The organism is Nocardia heshunensis, from assembly GCF_054782115.1.
This window is the reverse complement of sequence record NZ_BAAGTC010000002.1, coordinates 797175-815991: the sequence shown is the minus strand read 5'-3', so window position 1 is coordinate 815991 and position 18817 is coordinate 797175. Positions and strand designations below refer to the sequence as shown.

The following is an 18817-nucleotide window of genomic DNA, read 5'->3' as shown; positions in this document are numbered from 1 at the left end:
CTGAAAGGTGATCCGTGCAGTCCGTGCGCCGGTAGGCGAGGTCACGGCTCCCGAGGTCGCGTCAGCTCAAGTGCGGTAGGGCAGGCGACGCAACCACACTTCCGGTACATCCCACCGAGACGCAATCCCGTTGCAGCACAGTCACGCAAGTAGCCTTCCCCCCGAGTTACCTGACCTCGAGCCGCCGAATCACATGTTGATCCCAGCCCGCCGCGAAGCGCGGGCGCGTGCATGCTGGCGACGTTGTGCCGGGGTGGTGTAGACCTGCACCAACTCGGTCATGATGTTGACCGCGACACCCGGATCGAAGATCGACCCCGTCGGCTCCGCATCCGGCACCCCGGCCGCGGTGACCGGCGGGACGACGGTGGTCGGGAAAAGGTATTGGCTGCCTTCGGGCTCGGTGGTGACCGATTCCCCGGTGGGCGTGCGCCATTCGACCACGCGGCCGGGGTGGTGGCGGACCTCCCACCCGTTGGTGTGGTTGTCGGCAAGTGTCTTGAGCCGATGATGACGACGGCAGCGTGCCCCGAGGTTGTCCTCGGTGGTGTGACCCCCGGCCTGCGGATTGGCGTGGTCGAACCGGTCTTGGTGGTCGAGATCGCTGGCAGCGGCCGGAATGTGACAGCCGGGCGCCCGGCAGATCCCGTCGATAGCGCGAGCTTGCCGTGCGGTGCGAGCGCCGGGCCGGTAGCGCAATTCACTGGTGCTGTCGGTGTTTTCAGCCTGGCGGGTGAGGGCGGGCCGGGGCGTGGTGCCTGCCGCGGCGAAGCCGGTTTCCGCACCAGCGGCGGTCGCAACGCTGGGGGCGGCCGTAATGCTGGTGGTCGCGCTGATGGCGATAGGGGCTGCCGCAATGGGAGTGGCGGTCGAGGGAGTGGTGGTGGCGACGGTTGGGGTGGTGGCAGCAGTCGGGGCGGCGGAGCCGGTTTCCGCAACAACGGCGGTCGCAGTGCTAGGGGTGGGGTGGCCGCTGGTGGTCGCGGGGTGGGTGTCGGTGATGATTTCGAAGCGGGCGTGGCGGGCGATCTGGCGGGCCAGGGCGGGGTCGATCGCGCCGAGGCCGGACAGGAGGGCCGGGTTGTCTTGCAGACCGGCCAGGGTTTCGGCCGAGACGCCTACCTGGACAAGGGCTTTGCGAGGGACCGGGACTTCACCGACGACGGCGCGCGGGCACTCGGCCGAGTTGCACTGGCAGATCAGACGGCCGGTGCCGTCGGCGAGGGCGACCAGGGCGTCGGCGCGGCGTTGGGCGACGGTGCGCGGGTCCTTGCCGCAGCACTGGGTCGACGCCATTTCGCGCAGGCGCTCGTAGAGGGTTTGGCCTCCGGCGGCGGGCAGGACCCCGTCGAGCAGGGCGGTGCCGTCGTCGTGGGCGGTGATGGAGACGTAGCGGTCGGCCTCGGCGGCCTTGCGGCGCGCCGCCTGACCCGCGGGGTCGGCTTCGAGCAGGCGGCGGCGGGCGGTGCGTCGGATACGCTGCGGCTCGGCCTTTTCCGCGTATGCAGCGAGGGAAGGCTCCAGCTCGGCGAGCAGCTCATCGGAGGCGTTGGACAGCGACTTGGTGATCGCACGGGTTTGAGCCAGGTCGATGCGGCCCGCGGCGAAGGCTTCGCGGGTGGCGGTGCAGCGGTTCTCCAGATCCAGGCCCAACCCGATGAGCCCATCGGCGGTGCCTTGCGAAACCTTCAGCGCGATACCGATTTCGGTGGCGGTGTCTTCTCCGGCGTTGAGGTTGCTGACCCCGAGGTCGAGCTGCTGTTCACGGCGCAGGTGGTAGAGCGCTGTCATCAGCGCGATCTCTTCGGCTTGCAGCGCAGCAATCTGCGAGTGCACGTCACGCAGCTGAGCGACAACCGCGCGCGCGATGGCCATCTCATCTGCGATATCAGTCATACATTCGATCATAGTTTCGAACAACTCGACACGACAGCATGATCAGACGGACACGCCTGTAAATCATTGGCTAACAATGCATCTCAGATACAAAGCCTCTTTGCAAACAGTCTTTGCATCGCTATCGTTGAAATATGCCCGATCAGCCGGAACCTGAGTTCATCACCGACGTGGCAGTTCTACGCCTGCTCGCACATCCCTTGCGGCGGCGGATCGAGGAGCATCTGCGAGCCGGCCCGGTCAATGCGACCAGCCTGGCTCGGGAACTCGGGGAGAACACCGGGCTGACCAGCTATCACCTGCGGCAGTTGGCCAAGTACGGGTTCGTCGAGGAAGTCCCCGAGCTCTCCAGCGGCAAGGAGCGGTGGTGGCGGGCGGTGCCACGGGATCGCAGGTTTCCGAGGTACAGCGGCCAGAGCGAGGAAATGCGCACGGCCAGTGCGGAGATCGCACGGCAGCATCTGGCCGAGCTCGTGGAGATGTACGAGGACTTCGAGCGACATGCCGACGAAATGGGCTCGTGGGCAGATGCTTTCACCTACTCCCGGTCCACGATCCGCGTCGACCGGGCCCGGTTCGAAGAGTTCTTCGAGGAGTACATCGCGCTGGTCAAACGCTACGGCGCGAGCACGGATGAGAAGAGCGCGGACGAGGCGGGCGACGATCGAAAAGCCGTCCTGCTACGCATGTTCAGCTTTCCGGAGATGTGAGATGTCGATCCAGGCCGGAGCCGGACGGGCACTACTCCCCTTCTCCCTATTGGTCATCCTTCTCGCTCTGCTACCGATGTCGGCGTCCCCCGCGTCGGCCACACCAGACCCGGGTTCACACGATGTCACCTTCACCGGAGGCAACGGCCTCACCCTGCACGGCACCGTATTCAACGCCACCACAACATCTTCCGACACTCCCGGCATCGTCCTGGTCGGCGGATCCGGCCCGGGTCCCCGCCAGGAGTACCGACGCGAGGCGGAAGCCTTCGCCGCGATGGGCATCACCACCCTCGTCTACGACAAACGCACCGACGGCTACTCATTCACCCACCGTGACCTCGGCCTGCTGGCCGACGATGCCCTCGCCGCCGTCCGAGTCCTCCGCGAAACACCCGGCGTGCGACCGAATCAGATCGGCCTGTGGGGTTTCAGCGAAGGCGGCTGGGTGACTCCCCTCGCCGCAGCACGCTCGACCGATGTCGCATTCCTGATCACCCTCGGCGCGTCCGGCTTCACCCCGCTACGAACCCAGACCTGGAATCTGACGAATCAACTACGCCATCACGGTGATTCCGGCCCCCTCGCCACCACCGTATCCGGCCCGGCCGCTCGCCTCATCGATGCCGCCGGCCTGTTCCCCGCCGCCGATTTCGACCCACTACCCGCCCTGCACCGTCTGCGAATTCCCATCCTCGGACTGTGGGGACGCCTGGATGTGCAGGAACCACCGGCGGAGAGCGCGGCGGTACTGCGGGAGGCGCTGGCCGCGGATCCCAGCGTGACCATCAGATTCCTGGACGGCTCGCACAATGGTCGCGCCACCACCAACGGCTTCGACCGCGTCGGCCCAATCTACGAATCCCCCATCCCGCCAGGCGATTTCGCCCCCGGCTACCTCGACACCATGAGCTCCTGGCTGCGTCAGGTCGCCGCCGGAACCCCACCCGCCTCCTCGGCGGACCCGTCTCCGGCGCAGGCCACGAACAGCCACGATCCGAGCCGAGACCGCTGGTCCTCCCCCGCCCTGCAGGCAGCCGTTCTCGGACTGATCGTCGCAGCCTTCATCGGATACCTGGGAATCTCGTTCGCGAACAAGGGAATACGCACCGCACAGCGGGCCCGCCGAGCCCCCCGCTGGCTGGCCGCGACCGGATTGCTCACCACTCTCGCCACGGTGCTCTATCTTCTTTCCATCTACGCGACCGGCGCGCACTCGCTCGGCCCCACCGTCCTGCACCGCCCCCTCCCCTGGCTCGCCCTGCAACTACTGGCCGCGGCGACCGTGGCCCTGCTGGCCGTCACCACCGTCACCGCGATCCGTCACCGAGCCGAATTGTCCGCAACCCACCGGTTCGCCATTACCGCCCTGGCCTGTACCGGCTTCGTATGGTTGGCCTGGGCCCTGAACTGGTCCCTGCTCGTGCGATGAGTTCCCGGGCCGCGCCCCGTCTGCATTCCCGGGACCGAAAGACACCGATCCGAGGAGTACACATGTCCTACCCAGTGCGGCCGGGCGACCCGATCTGGACCGACCTGTTCACCACCGACACCGACGGCGCGATCGCCTTCTACGGCGAGTTGTTCGGCTGGACCGCCGATATCGCGCCGGAGTTCGGCAACTACATCACCTTCCGCAAGGACGGCAAGGCCGTGGCGGGCGGCATGGTCAACGACGGCAACGGCGGCCCCAACCAGTGGACCATCTACCTGGCCAGCACCGACGCTGAAAAGACCGCGCAGGCGGTGACCGCGTCCGGCGGCATGGTCGTGGTCCCGCCGATGGCCGTCGGCGATCTCGGCAAGTTCGCGGTCTTCGGCGACAACGGCGGTGTCGGCATCGGTGTCTGGGAGTCCGGCACCATGACCGGTTTCGAACAGCGCGGCACCGTCGGCGGCGGGCACTGGGAGGATCACGTCGGCGCCCCGTCCTGGTTCGAACTGCACACCCGCAGCTACGACGACGCGTTGAAGTTCTACCGCGAGGTCTACGGCTGGCAGGACCCGTTCACGATCTCCGATGCCCCCGAATTCCGCTACACCACCATCCATTCCACCACCCCCATGCTGGGCGGCGTGATGGACTCGACCAACTTCCTGCCGCCGGGTGTGCCCGGTTACTGGACCGTCTACTTCGGTGTCGAGGATGTGGATGCCAGCGTGGCCAAGGTGCTCGAGCTGGGCGGCAGCATTATCGCCGCCGCGGAGGACACGCCCTACGGCCGCATGGCCGCTGTGGCCGATCCCAATGGCGTGCGATTCAGCCTGGGCGGCAATAAGTCCTGACACAGGACGAACGGCCCGGTCTCCACAGCGACCGGGCCGTTCGAATACTCCCGCGGCGACGTACCCGGCACCCCAGCTGCGCCTACCACGCCGTCTCGGGAATCCTCACCCGCGCATGCCGGTGGCCAATGTCTGTTGCCGTCCCAGCCCCGCGACCTCCACGACGATGACATCGCCGTCGCGCAGATAGGGTTTCGGCTCCGGCCGGCTGACGGCGACGCCCGCAGGCGTGCCGGTCAGCACCAGATCGCCGGGTTCCAGCGTCATCAGCGAGCTCAGGTACACCAGCAGTTCACCGACCCCGGAAACCATGTCCCCGGTCGAACCCGACTGCCGCCGTTCACCGTTCACCCACAGTTGCAGCGACAGCGACTGCGGCGAGTCGACCTCGTCCGGCGTGACCAGCCACGGCCCGATCGGCGTGAAAGTGTCGTAGGACTTGCCCTTCACCCAGGTCGGTTCGCCTGCAATGCCATTGCGCTCGGTGACGTCGTTGGCGGTGACGTACCCGCCGACCGCCCCCAGCGCGGTGGCGGGATCGGTGCAGTCGCGCAGTCGCTGCCCGAGCACCACACCCAGCTCCACCTCGTGATCGGTGGCGCGGCTGCCGCGCGGAATCTCGATGGCGTCGTACGGCCCGGACACCGTGGTGCCCGGCTTGAGGAACACCACCGGTCGTTCGGGGATGGCCGCGCCGATGGCAGCGGCGTGATCGGTGTAGTTGAGACCGACCCCGATCACCTTGCCCGGCCGCGCAATCGGCGCGCCGATGCGCTCGGTGTGCTCCAGCTCCGGCAGCGCACCGGACGCCAGCGCCCGCGTGATCGCCGCCAGCGCGGCGGGATCACCCAGCAGTGCACCGTCGATATCGGAGGCGAGCGCCGACAGATCCCGCAGCACACCCGAATCATCTAGCGCGGCAGGCTTTTCGGAGCCCTTCGCGCCTACTCGCAACAGTTTCACGAAACGCCTCCCGCCTGCTCGGCGACCAGCAGATAGTCTTCGGCAACTCGAAAACCGAGCTGCTGCAACAACATCGCTCCGGCGGTCAGGCAGCGCGCCTCGTCCGGCTCGATCTCGATGAGCGAATACGCGGCCGCGAATCCCGCGCCGTGCAAACGCTCTTCGGACAGGGTGTTGCGGCCGCAGACCGCGACCACCGGCACACCCGCGGCACCCGCCGCGGCAGCGACGCCCGCCGGGGCCTTGCCGTGCAGGGTCTGCTCGTCGAGCTTGCCCTCACCGGTGATCACCAGATCCACCCCGGCCAGCTGCGACTCGAAACCGACCAGCTCCAGCATCAATTCGATGCCCGGCCGCAGGGTGGCGCCCAGCACCGCGAGCGCGGCGAATCCGACACCCCCCGCGGCGCCGGCGCCCGCCGTCTCACGCCGATCCGACCCGAGTTCCGCGGCCAGACGCTGCGCCCACTGCCCGAGAGCGGCATCCAGCTCGGCCACCTGGGCCGGATCGGCGCCCTTCTGCGGTCCGTAAACCGCAGCGGCCCCGTAAGGACCGGTGAGCGGATTGTCGACATCGCAGGCCACGATGACCTCGACGCCGTCCATCCGCTCCCGCAGGGCGGTCAGGTCGATGCTGTGCACCCGGGTGAGAGCCGCTCCGCCGTCGCCGACGGGATACCCGTCCGCGTCCAGCAGGCGAGCGCCGAGCGCTTCCAACATGCCTGCGCCACCGTCGGTTCCGGCGCTGCCGCCGATGCCGAGCACGATGCGGCGGCATCCCGCCGCGACCGCCGACGCGATCACCTCGCCGGTTCCCCGGCTGGTGGCGGTCATCGGTCGCAGCAGGCCGTCCGGCAGCCGCACCAGGCCCGACACGTCCGCCATCTCGACGACCGCGAGATCCTCTCGGCGGGCGTAGGCGGTCAGCACCGGTTCTCCCGTCGGCCCCGACGCGGTCAAGGGAACCGCGTCGAAACCGGCAGCGAGGGCGGCGGCGACGGTTCCGTCACCGCCATCCGCCACGGGCACGACCGACACCTGGGCGTCGGGACGTGCCCGCCGGATTCCGGCTCGCACGGCAGCCCCGACCTGCACCGCGGTCAGCGAGCCCTTGAATTTGTCGGAGGCGATCAGCACACGAGCCATGAATGGAATCCTTTTAGTCCAGCGGAACGGTTGCGGTCGGGGCGTCGGCGAACACGGAGGCCAGCTCCTCGAACTCCGTGATCGCGTCGATCCCGGCGCCACCCATGGACACGTTGGTGACGCGCTCGAGAATGCACTCGACCACGACCGGCACCTTGTACTCGGCCATCAGCGACTTGGCCTTCTCGAAGGCCGGACCGATGTCCTCCGGGTTGAAGACGCGAATCGCCTTGCAGCCCAGGCCCTCTGCCACCTTCACGTGGTCCACGCCGTAGCCGTTGACCTCGGGCGAGTTGATGTTCTCGAAGTCCAGCTGGACGTAGTAGTCCATCTCGAACGCCCGCTGCGCCTGACGGATCAGGCCCAGGTACGAGTTGTTCACCAGCACATGGATGTACGGGATGTTGAACTGCGCGCCGACGGCCAATTCCTCGATCAGGAACTGGAAGTCGTAGTCACCGGACAGCGCCACGACGGGCTCGTCCTTGACGGCGGTGGCCACACCCAGGGCGGCGGGCAGGGTCCAGCCCAGCGGCCCGGCCTGACCGGCGTTGATCCAGTGCCGCGGCTTGTACACGTGCAGCATCTGCGACGCCTGGATCTGCGACAGACCGATGGTGGTCACGTAGCGGGTTTCCGGGCCGAACGCCTTGTTCATCTCTTCGTACACACGCGCCGGCTTCAGCGGCACGTTGTCGAAGTGGGTCTTGCGCTGTCCGGTGGCGCGCTTGGCACGCACCTCCTTGACCCACTGGCTGTGGTCGCTCAGCGAGCCGACCTTGTCCAGCGACTCGGCGACGGCGATGAACGCCTCCAGCGCGGCACCGGCATCGGACACGACGCCGTAGTCGGGCGCGAACACGCGGCCGATCTGGGTCGGCTCGATGTCGACGTGCACGAACTTGCGGTCCTTGGTGTACACATCCAGCGCGCCGGTGTGGCGGTTGGCCCACCGGTTACCGATGCCCAGCACGAAGTCCGCGGCCAGCAGCGACTCGTTGCCGTAGATGTGGGAGGTCTGCAGACCGACCATGCCCGCGTTCAGCTCGTGATCGTCGGCAATGGTGCCCCAGCCCATCAGGGTCGGGACGACCGGAACACCGGTCAGCTCGGCGAACTTCACCAGCAGTTCGGAGGCGTCGGCGTTGATGATGCCGCCGCCCGCGATGATCAGCGGACGCTTGGCCTCGTTCAGCATCGCCAGCACCTTGGCGGCCTGCGCCGGGGTGGCGGCGGGGCGCAGCACCGGCAGCGGCTCGTAGGTCTCGATGTCGAACTCGATCTCGGCGAGCTGCACGTCGATCGGCAGGTCCAGCAGCACCGGGCCCGGACGGCCTTCGCGCATCAGCCAGAACGCCTTCTGGAACGCGCCGGGGACCTGCGCGGGCTCCAGCACGGTGTGCGCCCACTTGGCCAGCGGCTTCGCGATGGACGCGATGTCGACGGCCTGGAAGTCCTCCTTGTGCAGCTTCGCCACCGGAGCCTGGCCGGTGATGCACAGGATCGGAATCGAGTCCGCAGCCGCGGCATACAGACCGGTCACCATGTCGGTGCCCGCGGGGCCCGAGGTGCCGATGCAGACGCCGATGTTGCCGGGCTGGGCCCGGGTGAAGCCCTCGGCCATGTGCGAAGCGGCCTCGACGTGGCGGGCCAGCACGTGCTTGATGCCACCGTGCTTCTTCATGGCGGAGTAGAACGGGTTGATCGCGGCGCCGGGCAGGCCGAAAGCCTGTGTGGCCCCTTCCTTTTCCAGGATCAGGACCGCCGCGTCGACGGTACGCATGCGTGCCATAGTTGTCAGTTCTCCTTGTCCAGCTTGCCGCTCAGGCGCTCGACGCCGCGCAGCAGTGCAGAGTGGTCCAGGTGGCCGTCGCCGTTGGCGCGGGCCGAGGCAACCAGCTGCGCGATCAGCGAGCCGGCGGGGGTCACCAGTCCGGCCTCACGGGCGGCGGTGGTGAAGATGCCCATGTCCTTGTGGTGCAGGTCGATCCGGAAGCCCGGGGCGAACTCGCGGTTGGCCATCTTGTCGCGCTTCTGGTTCAGCACGGCCGAACCGGCGAGGCCGCCACCGAGCACGTCGAGGGCCGGGCCCAGGTCGACGCCGTAGGCCTCGAGGAAGACCACGGCCTCCGCGAGCGCCTGGATGTTGGTGGCCACGATGAGCTGGTTGGCCGACTTCACGGTCTGGCCCGCACCATTGGTGCCCACGTGCACGACGGTCTTGCCGACGGTGTCCAGGAACGGCTTCGCGGTGGCGAAGTCCTCGGCCGAACCACCGACCATGATCGACAGGGTGGCGTTGACCGCACCCGGCTCGCCGCCGGAGACCGGGGCGTCGATCAGGCGGAAGCCACGCTCGGCGGCCTGCTTGGCCAGATCCTGGGTGACATCCGGGCGGATGGACGAGAAGTCGATGATCAGCGCGCCGGGCTCGGCGGTCTCGAAAACGCCCTTCTCACCGGCGAGTACGGCCTGTACGTGCGGGGAGTCCGGAACCATCACGGCGATGACGTCCGCGCCACGCACGGCGTCGGCGATCGAGGTGACGGCGCGGCCGCCCGCGTCGACCAGCTTCTGCGCGTTGGACGGGTTCAGGTCGAAGCCCTTGACCGTGTTGCCCGCGTTCTGCAGGTGCACGGCCATCGGGCTGCCCATGATGCCGAGGCCGATGAAAGCGATATTGGTCATTGTTTTTTCCTAAGTCGTTGTGTGTCTAAGTTTTTGGTCTACTTCGCGGCCCGGCGATCCTTGGCCAGCCACGCGAAGCTGTCGAGGGTGGCGCCGGACGGCTTGTACTCGAGGGCGGCGAAACCGCGGTAGCCGTTGGCCTCGAGGGCGGTCAGCTGCTCGTCGATCGGGAGCGAGCCGGTGCCCGGCTCGTTGCGGCCCGGGTTGTCGGCGATCTGCACGTGCGCGATGCGGGCGGTGTGCTCGGCGATGACCTTGTCCACGTCGTCGCCGTTCACGGCGAGGTGGTAGAGGTCAGCGAGCAGGCCGATGTTCGATACACCGGAGTGCGCCTGCACCTTGTCGATGACGCCGAGGCAGTCGGCGGCGGTCAGCAGCGGGTAGCGGGGAGCGCCGGAGACCGGCTCCACCAGGATGGTCGCGCCGATGCGGGCGGCGGCCACGGCGGCGGCGGAGAGGTTCTCGACGGCCAGCTCGTCCTGGGCCTCCGGGGTGGAGTCGTCCACGCGGTTGCCGTAGAGGGCATTGAAAGCCTTGATGCCCAGGCGCTCACCGATGCCGACGGTCACGTCGATGTTGTCCTTGAACTCCGCGGCGCGCGCGGGCCACGACACCAGGCCGCGGTCGCCACCCGGCATGTCACCGGCGAAGAAGTTGAGCCCGATCAGCTGCACGCCCGCGTCCTGCACGGACGCCACGAACGCGTCCACGTCCTTGTCGGCCGGGACGGCCTCGGCGAACGGCCACCAGAACTCGATGGCGTCGAAACCCGCTGCCTTGGAAGCGGCGGCGCGCTCCAGGATCGGCAGCTCGGTGAACAGCAGCGAGCAGTTGACCGCGTAGTTGAGCGAGTGAGTCATGGAATCCCTCCAGTCGTTTCCGCAGAGCGTCTTTCGAGCTTCTGCCCTATTTTCCGCAATGCGGAAATGTTTTTCTGGGATATGAAAATGCTAATGCTCCCAGAACAATCCCGTCAAGGAGTCCCGGGAGCTACTAGCCAGTACTGTGCGGACCTACGAGGGGCGGATGTCGTCCTCGAGACGATCGCCCAGTTCGTCCTTCGCGTCGTCGGCCGCCGCGAACACCGAAGCGCCGGGCTTGTTTCCACGCTTGATCTCGTTGAACGCCACGTTCAACACGATCGCCGCGATGGCTGTCGCCGAGATGCCGGAGTGCATGACCACCCCGACCGAGGTCGGAAACTTGTCCCAAAATGTCGGTGCGGCAATGGGAATCACACCCACCCCGACGGACACGGCCACCAGGACCATATTCAGATTGTCGGTGAAGTCGACCCGCGCCAGCGTGCGAATGCCGCTCGCCGCCACCGAACCGAACAACACGATGCCCGCGCCGCCGAGGACGGGATACGGAATCCCGGCCACCACGGCCCCCACGATGGGGAACAGGCCCAGCAGTGCCAGCACGACACCGCCTGTCGCGACCACGAATCGGCTCTTGATGCCGGTGAGCGCGACCAGCCCCACGTTCTGCGCGAAGGCGCTGCACGGGAAGCTGCCGAACAACGGAGCCGCGGTCGAGGACAGCATGTCGGCCCGCAGACCGGCCGCCACCCGCTTGGAATCGGCTTCGGTACCGACGATCTCGCTGATCGCGAGCACGTCGGCGGTGGTTTCCACCATGATCACCAGGATCACGACGGTCATCGACACGATCGCCCCGACCTGGAAGGTCGGACTGCCGAAGTGCAGGATCGGCGGCAGCGCAATGATTTTCGCCTGACCGACCCCGGAGAAGTCGGTACGGCCGCACAGCGCTGCGATGCCCGTGCCGATCCCCAGGCCGATGAGGATCGACAGCCGTGAGATCGCGCCCTGGAACAGGCGGCTGATCACCAGGATGATGACCAGGGTCAGGCCCGCGAAGCCGATATTGCCCATCGAGCCGTAGCCCGCGGCCTTGGCATTGTTGCCCATCGCCCACTGGAATGCGGTGGGCAACAACGAGAGTCCGATCACCGTGATGATCGTTCCCGTCACCACGGAGGGGAAGAACCGGACCAGTTTCGCGAAGAAGCTGGACAGGACGAGGCCGATCACGCCCGCGACGATGATCGCGCCGAAGACCGGCCGAAGACCGCCCTCACTGGCGATGGTGACCATCGTCGAGACGCTGATGAACGAGATGCCCTGCACGATCGGCAATCTGGAGCCGACCGGCCCGATGCCGAGCGTTTGGAGCAGTGTCGCCAAGCCGGAGACGAACAGGCCCGCTGTCACCAGCAGTGCCATGTCCGACGCCGAGAGTCCGGCCGCACCTCCCACGATGAGCGGCGGTGCGATCACACCGCCGTACATCGTCAGGATGTGCTGAGTTCCGTAGACCAGTGACTGCCAGAGCGAATAACGCTGATCCTCTGGACGAGTGACGGTCACTTGCACGCGGCTATGGTCATCGCCCATCGCCGCACCTCCTACTAACTCAGCTAATCGCTCAGCAAAAACCGGGGATGGCGGTCCAGGCGTTTCCGGCGTCGCGCGCGTCGTCACGCTCGACGGTGGCCTCGATGAGGCCGTACGGGCGGTCGGCGGCAATGAAGACCTCGCCCGGGTTCTCCAGGGCGAAGGGGCTCAGGTCCACCAGGAAGTGGTGCTTGTTCGGGGCCGAGAACTTGATCTCCGCGACCTCGGTGAACTGCTCCAGCACAGCGCGACCCATCGAGTAGAGGGTCTGCTGCAGCGCGTAGGAGTGCACCACGGCGAACTGACGCAGCAGCACCTTGAGGATGGCGTCGTAGGACTTGTCCCAGTCGACATCGGTGTGGTTGTAGCGCCACTGGGCCACCAGCGAGGTCGCCATGATGCGATCGTTGGTCGGCTGCAGGGTGGTGTACTTGTCCTTGAAGAAGCCGTGGAACTCGGACCCGGTGGTCTTGAGCAGGGTCAGGTCCTTCACACCGGATACGATGTGCGCCACGCGATCCGGGCCGACGCCGTCGACGTTCGCCACGGTGGTGCGGATGCCCTGGTTGGACTTCACGAACGAGTGATCGTGCGGCTGGCCGTCGACCTCGAGGCGATCCCAGGAGTACTCCTCGACCTCGATGCGCGCACCGGTGGCGGTGGGGGCCCGGGAGATGAAGTGATCCGCGAGGGTGAGGGCGTACTCCTCGATGGAGTGCACACCCTTCTCCTTGGCGAAGGCGAACGCGGTGTTCTTCTGGGTGTCGGTGGGCAGCACGTCGGCCTGGTCACCGGTGATGTGGGCGTCGGAGAACTCACCGCGCAGCGAGGTCGAGACGTTCAGATCGCGGATCTGATGGCGCGGGGTGTCGCGGTAGATCCGAACGACGCGGTTCTCGGCCTTGCCGTACTGGTTCTGTCCCAGCTTGATTGCCATGTGAGTTCAGCTTCCTCGGTAGGTGGAATAGGCGAAGGGGCTCATCAGCAGGGGCACGTGGTAGTGCTCGCCCGCTTGCCCGGCGACCTTGAAGGTGATCGAGACCGACGGGTAGAAATACGTCTGATTCGTTGCGGCGGCATAGCTTTCGATGTCGAAGGTGAGGCGGTAGCTACCGGCCTCGAGACCCTCGGGGCCGAGATCCTTGATCCGGCCGTCGTCATCGGTCTTGCCCGCGGCCACATCCCGGACAACCGGGGTGACCTGCTCGAGCCGCACCTCGACACCGGCCGCGGGCTTGCCCAGCGCGGAGTCGAGGATGTGCGTCGTAATGGTGCTCACGCGTCGAATACCTTTCGCAGTCGGAGAACGGCGATCTTGCGGAGTTCCTCGGCGACGGTGGCCGCCTCGGTCGCGTCATCGTTGGTGAGGCGCGTGTTCAGGCTGGCGAGAATCTGCTCGGCCGCGAGGCCGGTGGCGCAGATCAGGAAGACCCTGCCGAATCGCTTCTCGTAAGCGAGGTTGCCCTCCAGCAACTGCGCGGCCACGGATTCGTCCTGGCTGACGCCGGACTGTTCCTGACGCGACCACGCGGAGTGGGTGTCGCTGCCCTGGACCCGATCGCCGATGCGGGGGTGTGCCGACAGTGCGCGGTCGACCTCGTCGGCCGGCAGGTTGCCGGCCAGTTCGTCCGCTCGGGCCAGCACGCCGTCGATATCGGCGTAGGGCCGGGCCGCCAGCACGCCGTCCGCCCAGCTGGGGGCTTCACAGCAGGTCAGCAGGACCGGCAAGAGTTCTTCACTCGCTGTCGAATTGAATTCGACCAACGTCACCATTGGCGCTACCTCTCTCGGATAACGGAAGGGTGATTCCGCTACTTGAGAAGAGTGTCACGGGCCACAGAGGTTCGTCAACATTTTGTTGAAAATATACGGAAACTGCTGGTCAGGGAGCTACACAAGCAGGTTTTTCAACAGTTTTGGAACGATGACAGCGGCGTACGGGCGACCTGGATCGACCCGTTCGCCCTGATCATCGCATCCGATCCGGTCACGGATTCTGAGGGGTGGCCGTTCCTGTTGCCAGCACGTTGCTGCGGTTCTTGAACAGCTGGTTGAGCACAAGAGCTGTCACGCAGCCCGCACTGATGCCCGAGGCCAGGATGATCGAGAACGGGCCCGGCAGGCCGGCGTAGAAGGACGGGGCCACGGTCGGGGTCATGCCGATGAACAGCGAGACGCCGACGATGAGGGAGTTGATGGGGTCACCCAGATCGGCCTTGGCGAGTGTGCGGATGCCGCTGGCCGCCACCGTGCCGAACAGGACCAGTCCCGTACCGCCCAGCGCGGGCTTGGGGACGAGCTCGACCACGGCGCTGGCCACCGGGAACAGACCGAGCAGCACCAGCAGCCCGCCGCTGACGGCCACGACGAAGCGGCTGTACATCCTCGTCAGCGCGACCAGACCGACGTTCTGCGCGAAAGCGCCGCAGGCGAATCCGCCCATGACCGAGGCCAGCATGGTGCCGATGCCGGCGGCGCGCAGGCCGCCCTCGATGTGGTGTTGTTCGGCGGGACGGTCCACGATCTCGCCGAGCGCGATCATGGTCGCGGTGCTCTCGGTCATCACCACGAGCATCACGATGCACAGCGAGACGATCGCGCCGATCTGGAATTCGGGCGCACCGAAGTGCCAGGGCGGGACGAAGCCGACGAGTGCGGCGCCGCGGACCGGCCCCGTATCCAGCAGTCCCAGTGGCCAACCCAGCAGCGAACCGGCGATGAGCCCGATCAGCAGGGCCAGCTGGCGGCCGAAGCCCTTCAGGAAGCGGTGACACAGCAGCACGACCACCAGCGAGAACCCGGCGACTGCCAGGTTCTTCAACGGCACGTGCGCCTCGCCCATGGCCCCTTCGCCCGCACCGCTGATCCAGCCGAGCGCGACCGGCAGCAGGGACAGACCGATGAGCGAGATGACGGTGCCGCCGACGATCGGCGGGAAGAACCGGTGCAGCCGTGAGAAATACGGTGCGGCGAAGACCGCCATGGCCCCGGCCACCAGCGTGGCCCCGAAGATGACCGGCAGCGCCCGGCCCGGTGCAGCGTCCTTGGCGATGGCCAGGATCGGGCCGACCGCGGCGAACGAGCCGCCGTTGATCAGCGGCAGCCGCGCGCCGAACTTCCACCAGCCCAACGACTGCAGCAGCGTGGCCACACCGGCGGTGAACAGGCTCGCGGTGATCAGCATGACCGTGTCGCGGGTGCCCAAACCGACTGCCGCGCCGACGATCAGCGGCGGTGCGACAACGCCGGCGACCATGGCCGCGATGTGCTGTAGACCGCCTGCGAGAAGCTGGAACGGCGGGGGTACGACATCGACGGGATGTCGGCCGGGTGCTGATTCAGCCTCACGGCTCGTCTCCATTGGCGCTACCTCTCTCGGACAGCGGAAGGGTCATTCCGCTAGACGAGAACAGTGGCACGGGCCACAAAGCAGGGTCAACAATCCGTTGAATATATATCTGTCGGCCGATTGGTCCGCGCGAGTGCGCGAGAGGCCGGGGCGGTACCGGTCCGCTCAGGCCCGTTCGCGGTTCAGGTAGTTGTAGACCGTGAACCGGGTGACGCCCAGCGCCGCCGCGACCGTCTCCGCGGACTTGCGAAAGGTGAACGCGCCTCGCTCTTCCAGCAATCGCACGGCACGCTGCTTGTCGGCACGCGGTAGCCCGGTCAGCGGACCGCCCAGCTCCACCGCCACGTCCTCCAGGATCTTCTCCAGGCCGCCGAGCGGGTCGGGTTCGGGCGCGCCGAAGCGCACGCAGGCCAGGGTCTCGCCCTCCCAGACCACGGGAATGTCGTCGGCCGTGGCCTTTTCGGCGGCCACCAGGCGGCCGCCGGTCTTCTCCAGAATCGGGGCGAGGGTCACCAGCACCGGGTGCGCCTCGCCCGGCGAACGTTCAGTCATCCGTCTCGACCTGCATCGTCACTCTCGTCGCGCCGTGGGCGAAGGCGGCGACCATGATCTCGCCCAGCACCGGCAGTAGTTTGTCGTCCGTCCCGGCCACCGAGGTGCCGAGCGGACCGAAATCGCATTCCAGACCGGCCGATTCGGCGAGGTCGAGGGCTGCCAGCGCATGCGGCGGCGCCTCCCCTTCGCCATGGAACGGTTCGGTCGTGAACTCCGCGCGTAGCCGCATGGGGCTCAGGCTACTATTCCGGCATTCGGAAAAGTGAAGGAGGACTTGGAGTGCCCGCAGCAAAGGGACCCAAGGCCGCTACCGGCGGTGTGCAATCGATCGAGCGCGCCTTCGGTCTGCTCGAGCTCATGGCCGACGAGGGCGGGATGATGGGGCTGTCGCAGCTCGCCAACCAGTCGGGGCTACCGCTGCCCACCATTCATCGGCTGGTGCGCACCCTGGTCGACCTGGGCTATCTGCATCAGGAGCCGACGCGCAAATATGTGCTGGGGCCCAAGCTGATCAAGCTCGGCGAGAGCTCCTCGCAGATGCTGTCGGTGCTGGCACGGCCGCATCTGCAGCGGCTGGTCGACGAGCTCGGTGAGTCCGCGAATATGGCGATGCTGGACGGGGATCAGATCGTCTACGTCGCGCAGGTGCAGTCGCGGCACTCCATGCGCATGTTCACCGAGGTGGGCCGCCGCGCGCTGCCCCACTGCACGGCCGTGGGCAAGGCGATACTGGCCGGATCGCCGCCGGATCTGACCCGGGAGCTGCTGGCGCGCACCGGAATGCCGCGCTACACCGACAGCACCATCACCGAGCCGGAGGAGTTCGCCCGGCAGCTGGCGGTCGCCGCGCAGACCGGGTACGCCATGGACGAGGGCGAGCAGGAGATGGGTGTGCGCTGCGTGGCCGTCGCGGTGCCCAAGGCCCCTGCCCGCCTGGCGATCTCGGTGTCCGGTCCGGTGGGCCGGATGACCGAGGAGCTGGTCGAGCGGGCCGCCCCGCTGCTCACCGAGGTGGCCGCGGCGCTTTCCGACGACCTGCAATAGCACCGATAACCCTGCGGTTGCACTGATAGCCCGCAGCTATCTCACCGGCGGTTCACCGTCGATTACCAGACACCGGGTGCGTAATCGACGCATAGAGCTCGCGAAAACTCGCGGACCAGGCAATTCGAAAAGGAATCCGCCATGACGACCCCGGACCCCGCCGCTACGCCCGAAGAGCCCCGAACAACCGAGTTGCCCGCGGCCACCGCAGCACCCGCAAACCCTCAGCCACCGACTCCGGTGCGGCCGGCCAACAATATCGGTTGGGCCGTGGCCTCCCTGCTGTTCTTCTGGCCGCTGTCCTTCTCGGCGTTCACCCACGCCCTCAATGTCTTCCCGCTGTGGAGCGAAGGGGACGGCGACGGCGCGCGGCACGCCTCCCATCGCGCCCGGTATCTCGGGATCCTCTCGCTGTGGATCGGCGGCGCGCTGTTCGTTGTGTTCGCGGTGCTCTACATCGTGGGCATGTTGGTGATGATGCATCACGGCCATCACCACCACGGTGGCGGTTGGGGTGGCGGCGGCGGTCGCGGCCCGCGCATGGGTCACCAGTAACCGTTGCGGCCCAGGAATGAAAGTTCCTGGGCCACATTCGCTTTCCACATTGGCGGGTTCTGCATACATCCGGCCGGGCTCCCGTTTCGAATCAAGCTGCGATAGGCATCGATGTTTCGGAATGAGGTTTCCTATGGGCACAGAGCAGCCCACCCGCCCGGTTCGTCCCGTATCCCACCGCGTGTCCAGGTTCGCTCTCGCCGCGGCCCTGCCTGTGACACTCGCCTTACTCGGCACCACGCCCGCCCTGGCCGATGAGGCGCCGGTCCCCGCCACCCCACCGGCCGCCGATATCCCGGATTCGCAGATCCACATCGGCACCGTTCAACTCGACCAGCCCTTCTGGCTCACGACCGAGCAGACCCAGCAGATCAACGCGACCGCCGCCGGGGCCGAAACCGCGCTGACGCAATCACTCGAAGCGGCCGGGCTGGATCCCGCCCGCGCGACCCACATCGCCAAGACGGTGATCGGTGACGCCGCGGTCGGCGGGGCCGTCGGAGCCACCGCCGCCGCCCCGATCGCGAGCACCGGAGCGGTCATCGGCGTGGTGTCGGGTCTGATCGCCGGACTGCCCTTCGCCCCCATCGGGCTGGTCGTCGTTCCGGTCGTCGGTGCGGCGCTGGGCTACGCCATGGTCGCCGCCCCGTTCGCGGCGCTCGGTGCGGGGGTCGGCGCGGCCGTGGGTGCGGTCGACGGGTTCGTCAGCCCCGCCCCGGCAGCGGAGTTGCCACCCCTCTGAGTGCGCAGTTCTATTGCGTGACAACCAGTTCCAGCAGCGCGTACAGCTCGCGGCGTTGCCGGTCATCCAGAACGGCCAGCGCGGGAACGGAGGCGAAGACCTCCGCGTCGAGCTGTGCGCGCAGCGCCTCGCCGGAGTCCGTCAGGGTGATCACCCGAGCCCGGCGATCGGTGGGGTGAATCTGCTTGCGCACCAGGCCCTGTGATTCGAGCCGGTCGACGGAGGTGGCGGTGTTCGACAGGTCCGCCCCCAGCCGCGCCGAGAGTTCCTTGAGCGTCAGCGGTTCCGCGAGCTGACCCAGCGCCTTGGCCTGCACCGGCGTCACGCCGAGCCGGGTCGTGCTGGCCGCGAAGTGATTTCGCACCAGGGCGACCGCGCGCTGCAGCACATCGACCAGTTCGGCGGTGGTGGGCTGGCGCTGGGCATCGGTCACCCGGTCACTCTACCTGCGTCTTCGATAT

Annotated in this window: 20 protein-coding genes; 6 read left to right on the top strand and 14 right to left on the bottom strand. The window is 67.2% G+C overall.

What is annotated here, in order from left to right:
• Positions 1 to 189: 189 nt before the first annotated feature.
• The gene (locus tag ACYVN4_RS03900) at positions 190 to 1896 is read right to left on the bottom strand and encodes an HNH endonuclease signature motif containing protein (protein ID WP_460717816.1); all 1707 of its coding nucleotides are present in this window, start codon (positions 1894 to 1896) and stop codon (positions 190 to 192) included.
• Between the two features lie 134 nt (positions 1897 to 2030).
• Between ACYVN4_RS03900 and ACYVN4_RS03895 the strand changes: the two genes are divergently transcribed.
• The 3 genes from ACYVN4_RS03895 (at position 2031) to ACYVN4_RS03885 (ending at position 4892) form a co-directional block, all read left to right on the top strand.
• A complete protein-coding gene (locus tag ACYVN4_RS03895) occupies positions 2031 to 2606 on the top strand; it encodes a helix-turn-helix domain-containing protein (RefSeq protein WP_460717815.1) in 576 nt (191 codons plus the stop codon).
• Between the two features lies 1 nt (position 2607).
• Positions 2608 to 4038 (top strand): alpha/beta hydrolase family protein, encoded by a 1431-nt coding sequence (locus ACYVN4_RS03890; protein ID WP_460717814.1) that lies wholly within the window; start codon positions 2608 to 2610, stop codon positions 4036 to 4038.
• Between the two features lie 62 nt (positions 4039 to 4100).
• A complete protein-coding gene (locus ACYVN4_RS03885) occupies positions 4101 to 4892 on the top strand; it encodes a VOC family protein (protein ID WP_460717813.1) in 792 nt (263 codons plus the stop codon).
• 105 nt (positions 4893 to 4997) lie between these two features.
• Here the strand turns inward: ACYVN4_RS03885 and ACYVN4_RS03880 are convergent, their stop codons facing one another.
• The 12 genes from ACYVN4_RS03880 to ACYVN4_RS03825 form a co-directional block, all read right to left on the bottom strand.
• Positions 4998 to 5855 carry a fumarylacetoacetate hydrolase family protein gene (locus tag ACYVN4_RS03880; protein WP_460717812.1) on the bottom strand — a complete coding sequence of 286 codons (858 nt, stop codon included), beginning with the start codon at positions 5853 to 5855 and terminating at the stop codon, positions 4998 to 5000.
• Positions 5852 to 7000 (bottom strand): glycerate kinase, encoded by a 1149-nt coding sequence (locus tag ACYVN4_RS03875; RefSeq protein WP_460717811.1) that lies wholly within the window; start codon positions 6998 to 7000, stop codon positions 5852 to 5854. Before ACYVN4_RS03875 ends, ACYVN4_RS03880 begins: the two co-directional genes overlap by 4 nt.
• Before the next feature lie 13 nt (positions 7001 to 7013).
• Positions 7014 to 8792, bottom strand: coding sequence for a glyoxylate carboligase (gene gcl, locus ACYVN4_RS03870; protein ID WP_460717810.1), 1779 nt, complete (start codon positions 8790 to 8792; stop codon positions 7014 to 7016).
• Positions 8793 to 8797: 5 nt separating this feature from the next.
• On the bottom strand, positions 8798 to 9688 hold the full coding sequence (locus ACYVN4_RS03865) for a 2-hydroxy-3-oxopropionate reductase (RefSeq protein WP_460717809.1): 891 nt from the start codon (positions 9686 to 9688) through the stop codon (positions 8798 to 8800).
• A gap of 38 nt (positions 9689 to 9726) precedes the next feature.
• The gene (locus tag ACYVN4_RS03860; protein ID WP_460717808.1) at positions 9727 to 10548 is read right to left on the bottom strand and encodes a hydroxypyruvate isomerase family protein; all 822 of its coding nucleotides are present in this window, start codon (positions 10546 to 10548) and stop codon (positions 9727 to 9729) included.
• 153 nt (positions 10549 to 10701) lie between these two features.
• Complete coding sequence (locus tag ACYVN4_RS03855) at positions 10702 to 12111, bottom strand: nucleobase:cation symporter-2 family protein (protein WP_460717807.1); 1410 nt, start codon at positions 12109 to 12111, stop codon at positions 10702 to 10704.
• A gap of 31 nt (positions 12112 to 12142) precedes the next feature.
• Positions 12143 to 13048 carry a factor-independent urate hydroxylase gene (gene pucL / locus ACYVN4_RS03850; RefSeq protein ID WP_379361092.1) on the bottom strand — a complete coding sequence of 302 codons (906 nt, stop codon included), beginning with the start codon at positions 13046 to 13048 and terminating at the stop codon, positions 12143 to 12145.
• A gap of 6 nt (positions 13049 to 13054) precedes the next feature.
• On the bottom strand, positions 13055 to 13399 hold the full coding sequence (gene uraH / locus ACYVN4_RS03845) for a hydroxyisourate hydrolase (protein WP_460718358.1): 345 nt from the start codon (positions 13397 to 13399) through the stop codon (positions 13055 to 13057).
• Positions 13387 to 13884 (bottom strand): 2-oxo-4-hydroxy-4-carboxy-5-ureidoimidazoline decarboxylase, encoded by a 498-nt coding sequence (gene uraD / locus ACYVN4_RS03840; protein ID WP_460717806.1) that lies wholly within the window; start codon positions 13882 to 13884, stop codon positions 13387 to 13389. The genes uraH and uraD overlap by 13 nt, the downstream gene beginning before the upstream one ends.
• 214 nt (positions 13885 to 14098) lie before the next feature.
• Positions 14099 to 15472 carry a nucleobase:cation symporter-2 family protein gene (locus tag ACYVN4_RS03835; RefSeq protein ID WP_460717805.1) on the bottom strand — a complete coding sequence of 458 codons (1374 nt, stop codon included), beginning with the start codon at positions 15470 to 15472 and terminating at the stop codon, positions 14099 to 14101.
• Between the two features lie 153 nt (positions 15473 to 15625).
• On the bottom strand, positions 15626 to 16012 hold the full coding sequence (locus ACYVN4_RS03830; RefSeq protein ID WP_460717804.1) for a helix-turn-helix domain-containing protein: 387 nt from the start codon (positions 16010 to 16012) through the stop codon (positions 15626 to 15628).
• Positions 16005 to 16244: a thiamine-binding protein gene (locus tag ACYVN4_RS03825; protein ID WP_379361085.1), complete on the bottom strand. Its 240-nt coding sequence runs from the start codon at positions 16242 to 16244 to the stop codon at positions 16005 to 16007. Before ACYVN4_RS03825 ends, ACYVN4_RS03830 begins: the two co-directional genes overlap by 8 nt.
• 50 nt (positions 16245 to 16294) lie before the next feature.
• Here ACYVN4_RS03825 and ACYVN4_RS03820 point away from each other — a divergent pair, with 50 nt between their 5' ends.
• The 3 genes from ACYVN4_RS03820 to ACYVN4_RS03810 all read left to right on the top strand — a co-directional run bounded on the left by ACYVN4_RS03820 (position 16295) and on the right by ACYVN4_RS03810 (position 18356).
• On the top strand, positions 16295 to 17059 hold the full coding sequence (locus ACYVN4_RS03820) for an IclR family transcriptional regulator (RefSeq protein ID WP_460717803.1): 765 nt from the start codon (positions 16295 to 16297) through the stop codon (positions 17057 to 17059).
• A gap of 141 nt (positions 17060 to 17200) precedes the next feature.
• Entirely contained in the window at positions 17201 to 17614 is a 414-nt protein-coding gene (locus tag ACYVN4_RS03815; protein ID WP_460717801.1) for a CD225/dispanin family protein, read from the top strand.
• A 181-nt stretch (positions 17615 to 17795) separates the two neighbouring features.
• Entirely contained in the window at positions 17796 to 18356 is a 561-nt protein-coding gene (locus ACYVN4_RS03810) for a hypothetical protein (protein WP_460717800.1), read from the top strand.
• Positions 18357 to 18366: 10 nt separating this feature from the next.
• On the opposite strand, the gene ACYVN4_RS03805 is transcribed toward ACYVN4_RS03810, so the two are convergent.
• Positions 18367 to 18789 (bottom strand): MarR family winged helix-turn-helix transcriptional regulator, encoded by a 423-nt coding sequence (locus ACYVN4_RS03805; RefSeq protein ID WP_460717799.1) that lies wholly within the window; start codon positions 18787 to 18789, stop codon positions 18367 to 18369.
• Positions 18790 to 18817: the final 28 nt, after the last annotated feature.

Bases quoted from the DNA above. Each gene is read 5' to 3' on its own strand.
- ACYVN4_RS03890 (WP_460717814.1), top strand. From the start codon at position 2,608: ATGTCGATCCAGGCCGGAGCCGGACGGGCACTACTCCCCTTCTCCCTA.
- gcl (WP_460717810.1), bottom strand. From the start codon at position 8,792: ATGGCACGCATGCGTACCGTCGACGCGGCGGTCCTGATCCTGGAAAAG.
- ACYVN4_RS03815 (WP_460717801.1), top strand. From the start codon at position 17,201: ATGACGACCCCGGACCCCGCCGCTACGCCCGAAGAGCCCCGAACAACC.
- ACYVN4_RS03875 (WP_460717811.1), bottom strand. From the start codon at position 7,000: ATGGCTCGTGTGCTGATCGCCTCCGACAAATTCAAGGGCTCGCTGACC.
- ACYVN4_RS03835 (WP_460717805.1), bottom strand. From the start codon at position 15,472: ATGGAGACGAGCCGTGAGGCTGAATCAGCACCCGGCCGACATCCCGTC.
- ACYVN4_RS03830 (WP_460717804.1), bottom strand. From the start codon at position 16,012: ATGACTGAACGTTCGCCGGGCGAGGCGCACCCGGTGCTGGTGACCCTC.
- ACYVN4_RS03860 (WP_460717808.1), bottom strand. From the start codon at position 10,548: ATGACTCACTCGCTCAACTACGCGGTCAACTGCTCGCTGCTGTTCACC.
- pucL (WP_379361092.1), bottom strand. From the start codon at position 13,048: ATGGCAATCAAGCTGGGACAGAACCAGTACGGCAAGGCCGAGAACCGC.
- ACYVN4_RS03900 (WP_460717816.1), bottom strand. From the start codon at position 1,896: ATGACTGATATCGCAGATGAGATGGCCATCGCGCGCGCGGTTGTCGCT.
- ACYVN4_RS03855 (WP_460717807.1), bottom strand. From the start codon at position 12,111: ATGGGCGATGACCATAGCCGCGTGCAAGTGACCGTCACTCGTCCAGAG.
- ACYVN4_RS03895 (WP_460717815.1), top strand. From the start codon at position 2,031: ATGCCCGATCAGCCGGAACCTGAGTTCATCACCGACGTGGCAGTTCTA.
- uraD (WP_460717806.1), bottom strand. From the start codon at position 13,884: ATGGTGACGTTGGTCGAATTCAATTCGACAGCGAGTGAAGAACTCTTG.
- ACYVN4_RS03825 (WP_379361085.1), bottom strand. From the start codon at position 16,244: ATGCGGCTACGCGCGGAGTTCACGACCGAACCGTTCCATGGCGAAGGG.
- ACYVN4_RS03865 (WP_460717809.1), bottom strand. From the start codon at position 9,688: ATGACCAATATCGCTTTCATCGGCCTCGGCATCATGGGCAGCCCGATG.
- ACYVN4_RS03885 (WP_460717813.1), top strand. From the start codon at position 4,101: ATGTCCTACCCAGTGCGGCCGGGCGACCCGATCTGGACCGACCTGTTC.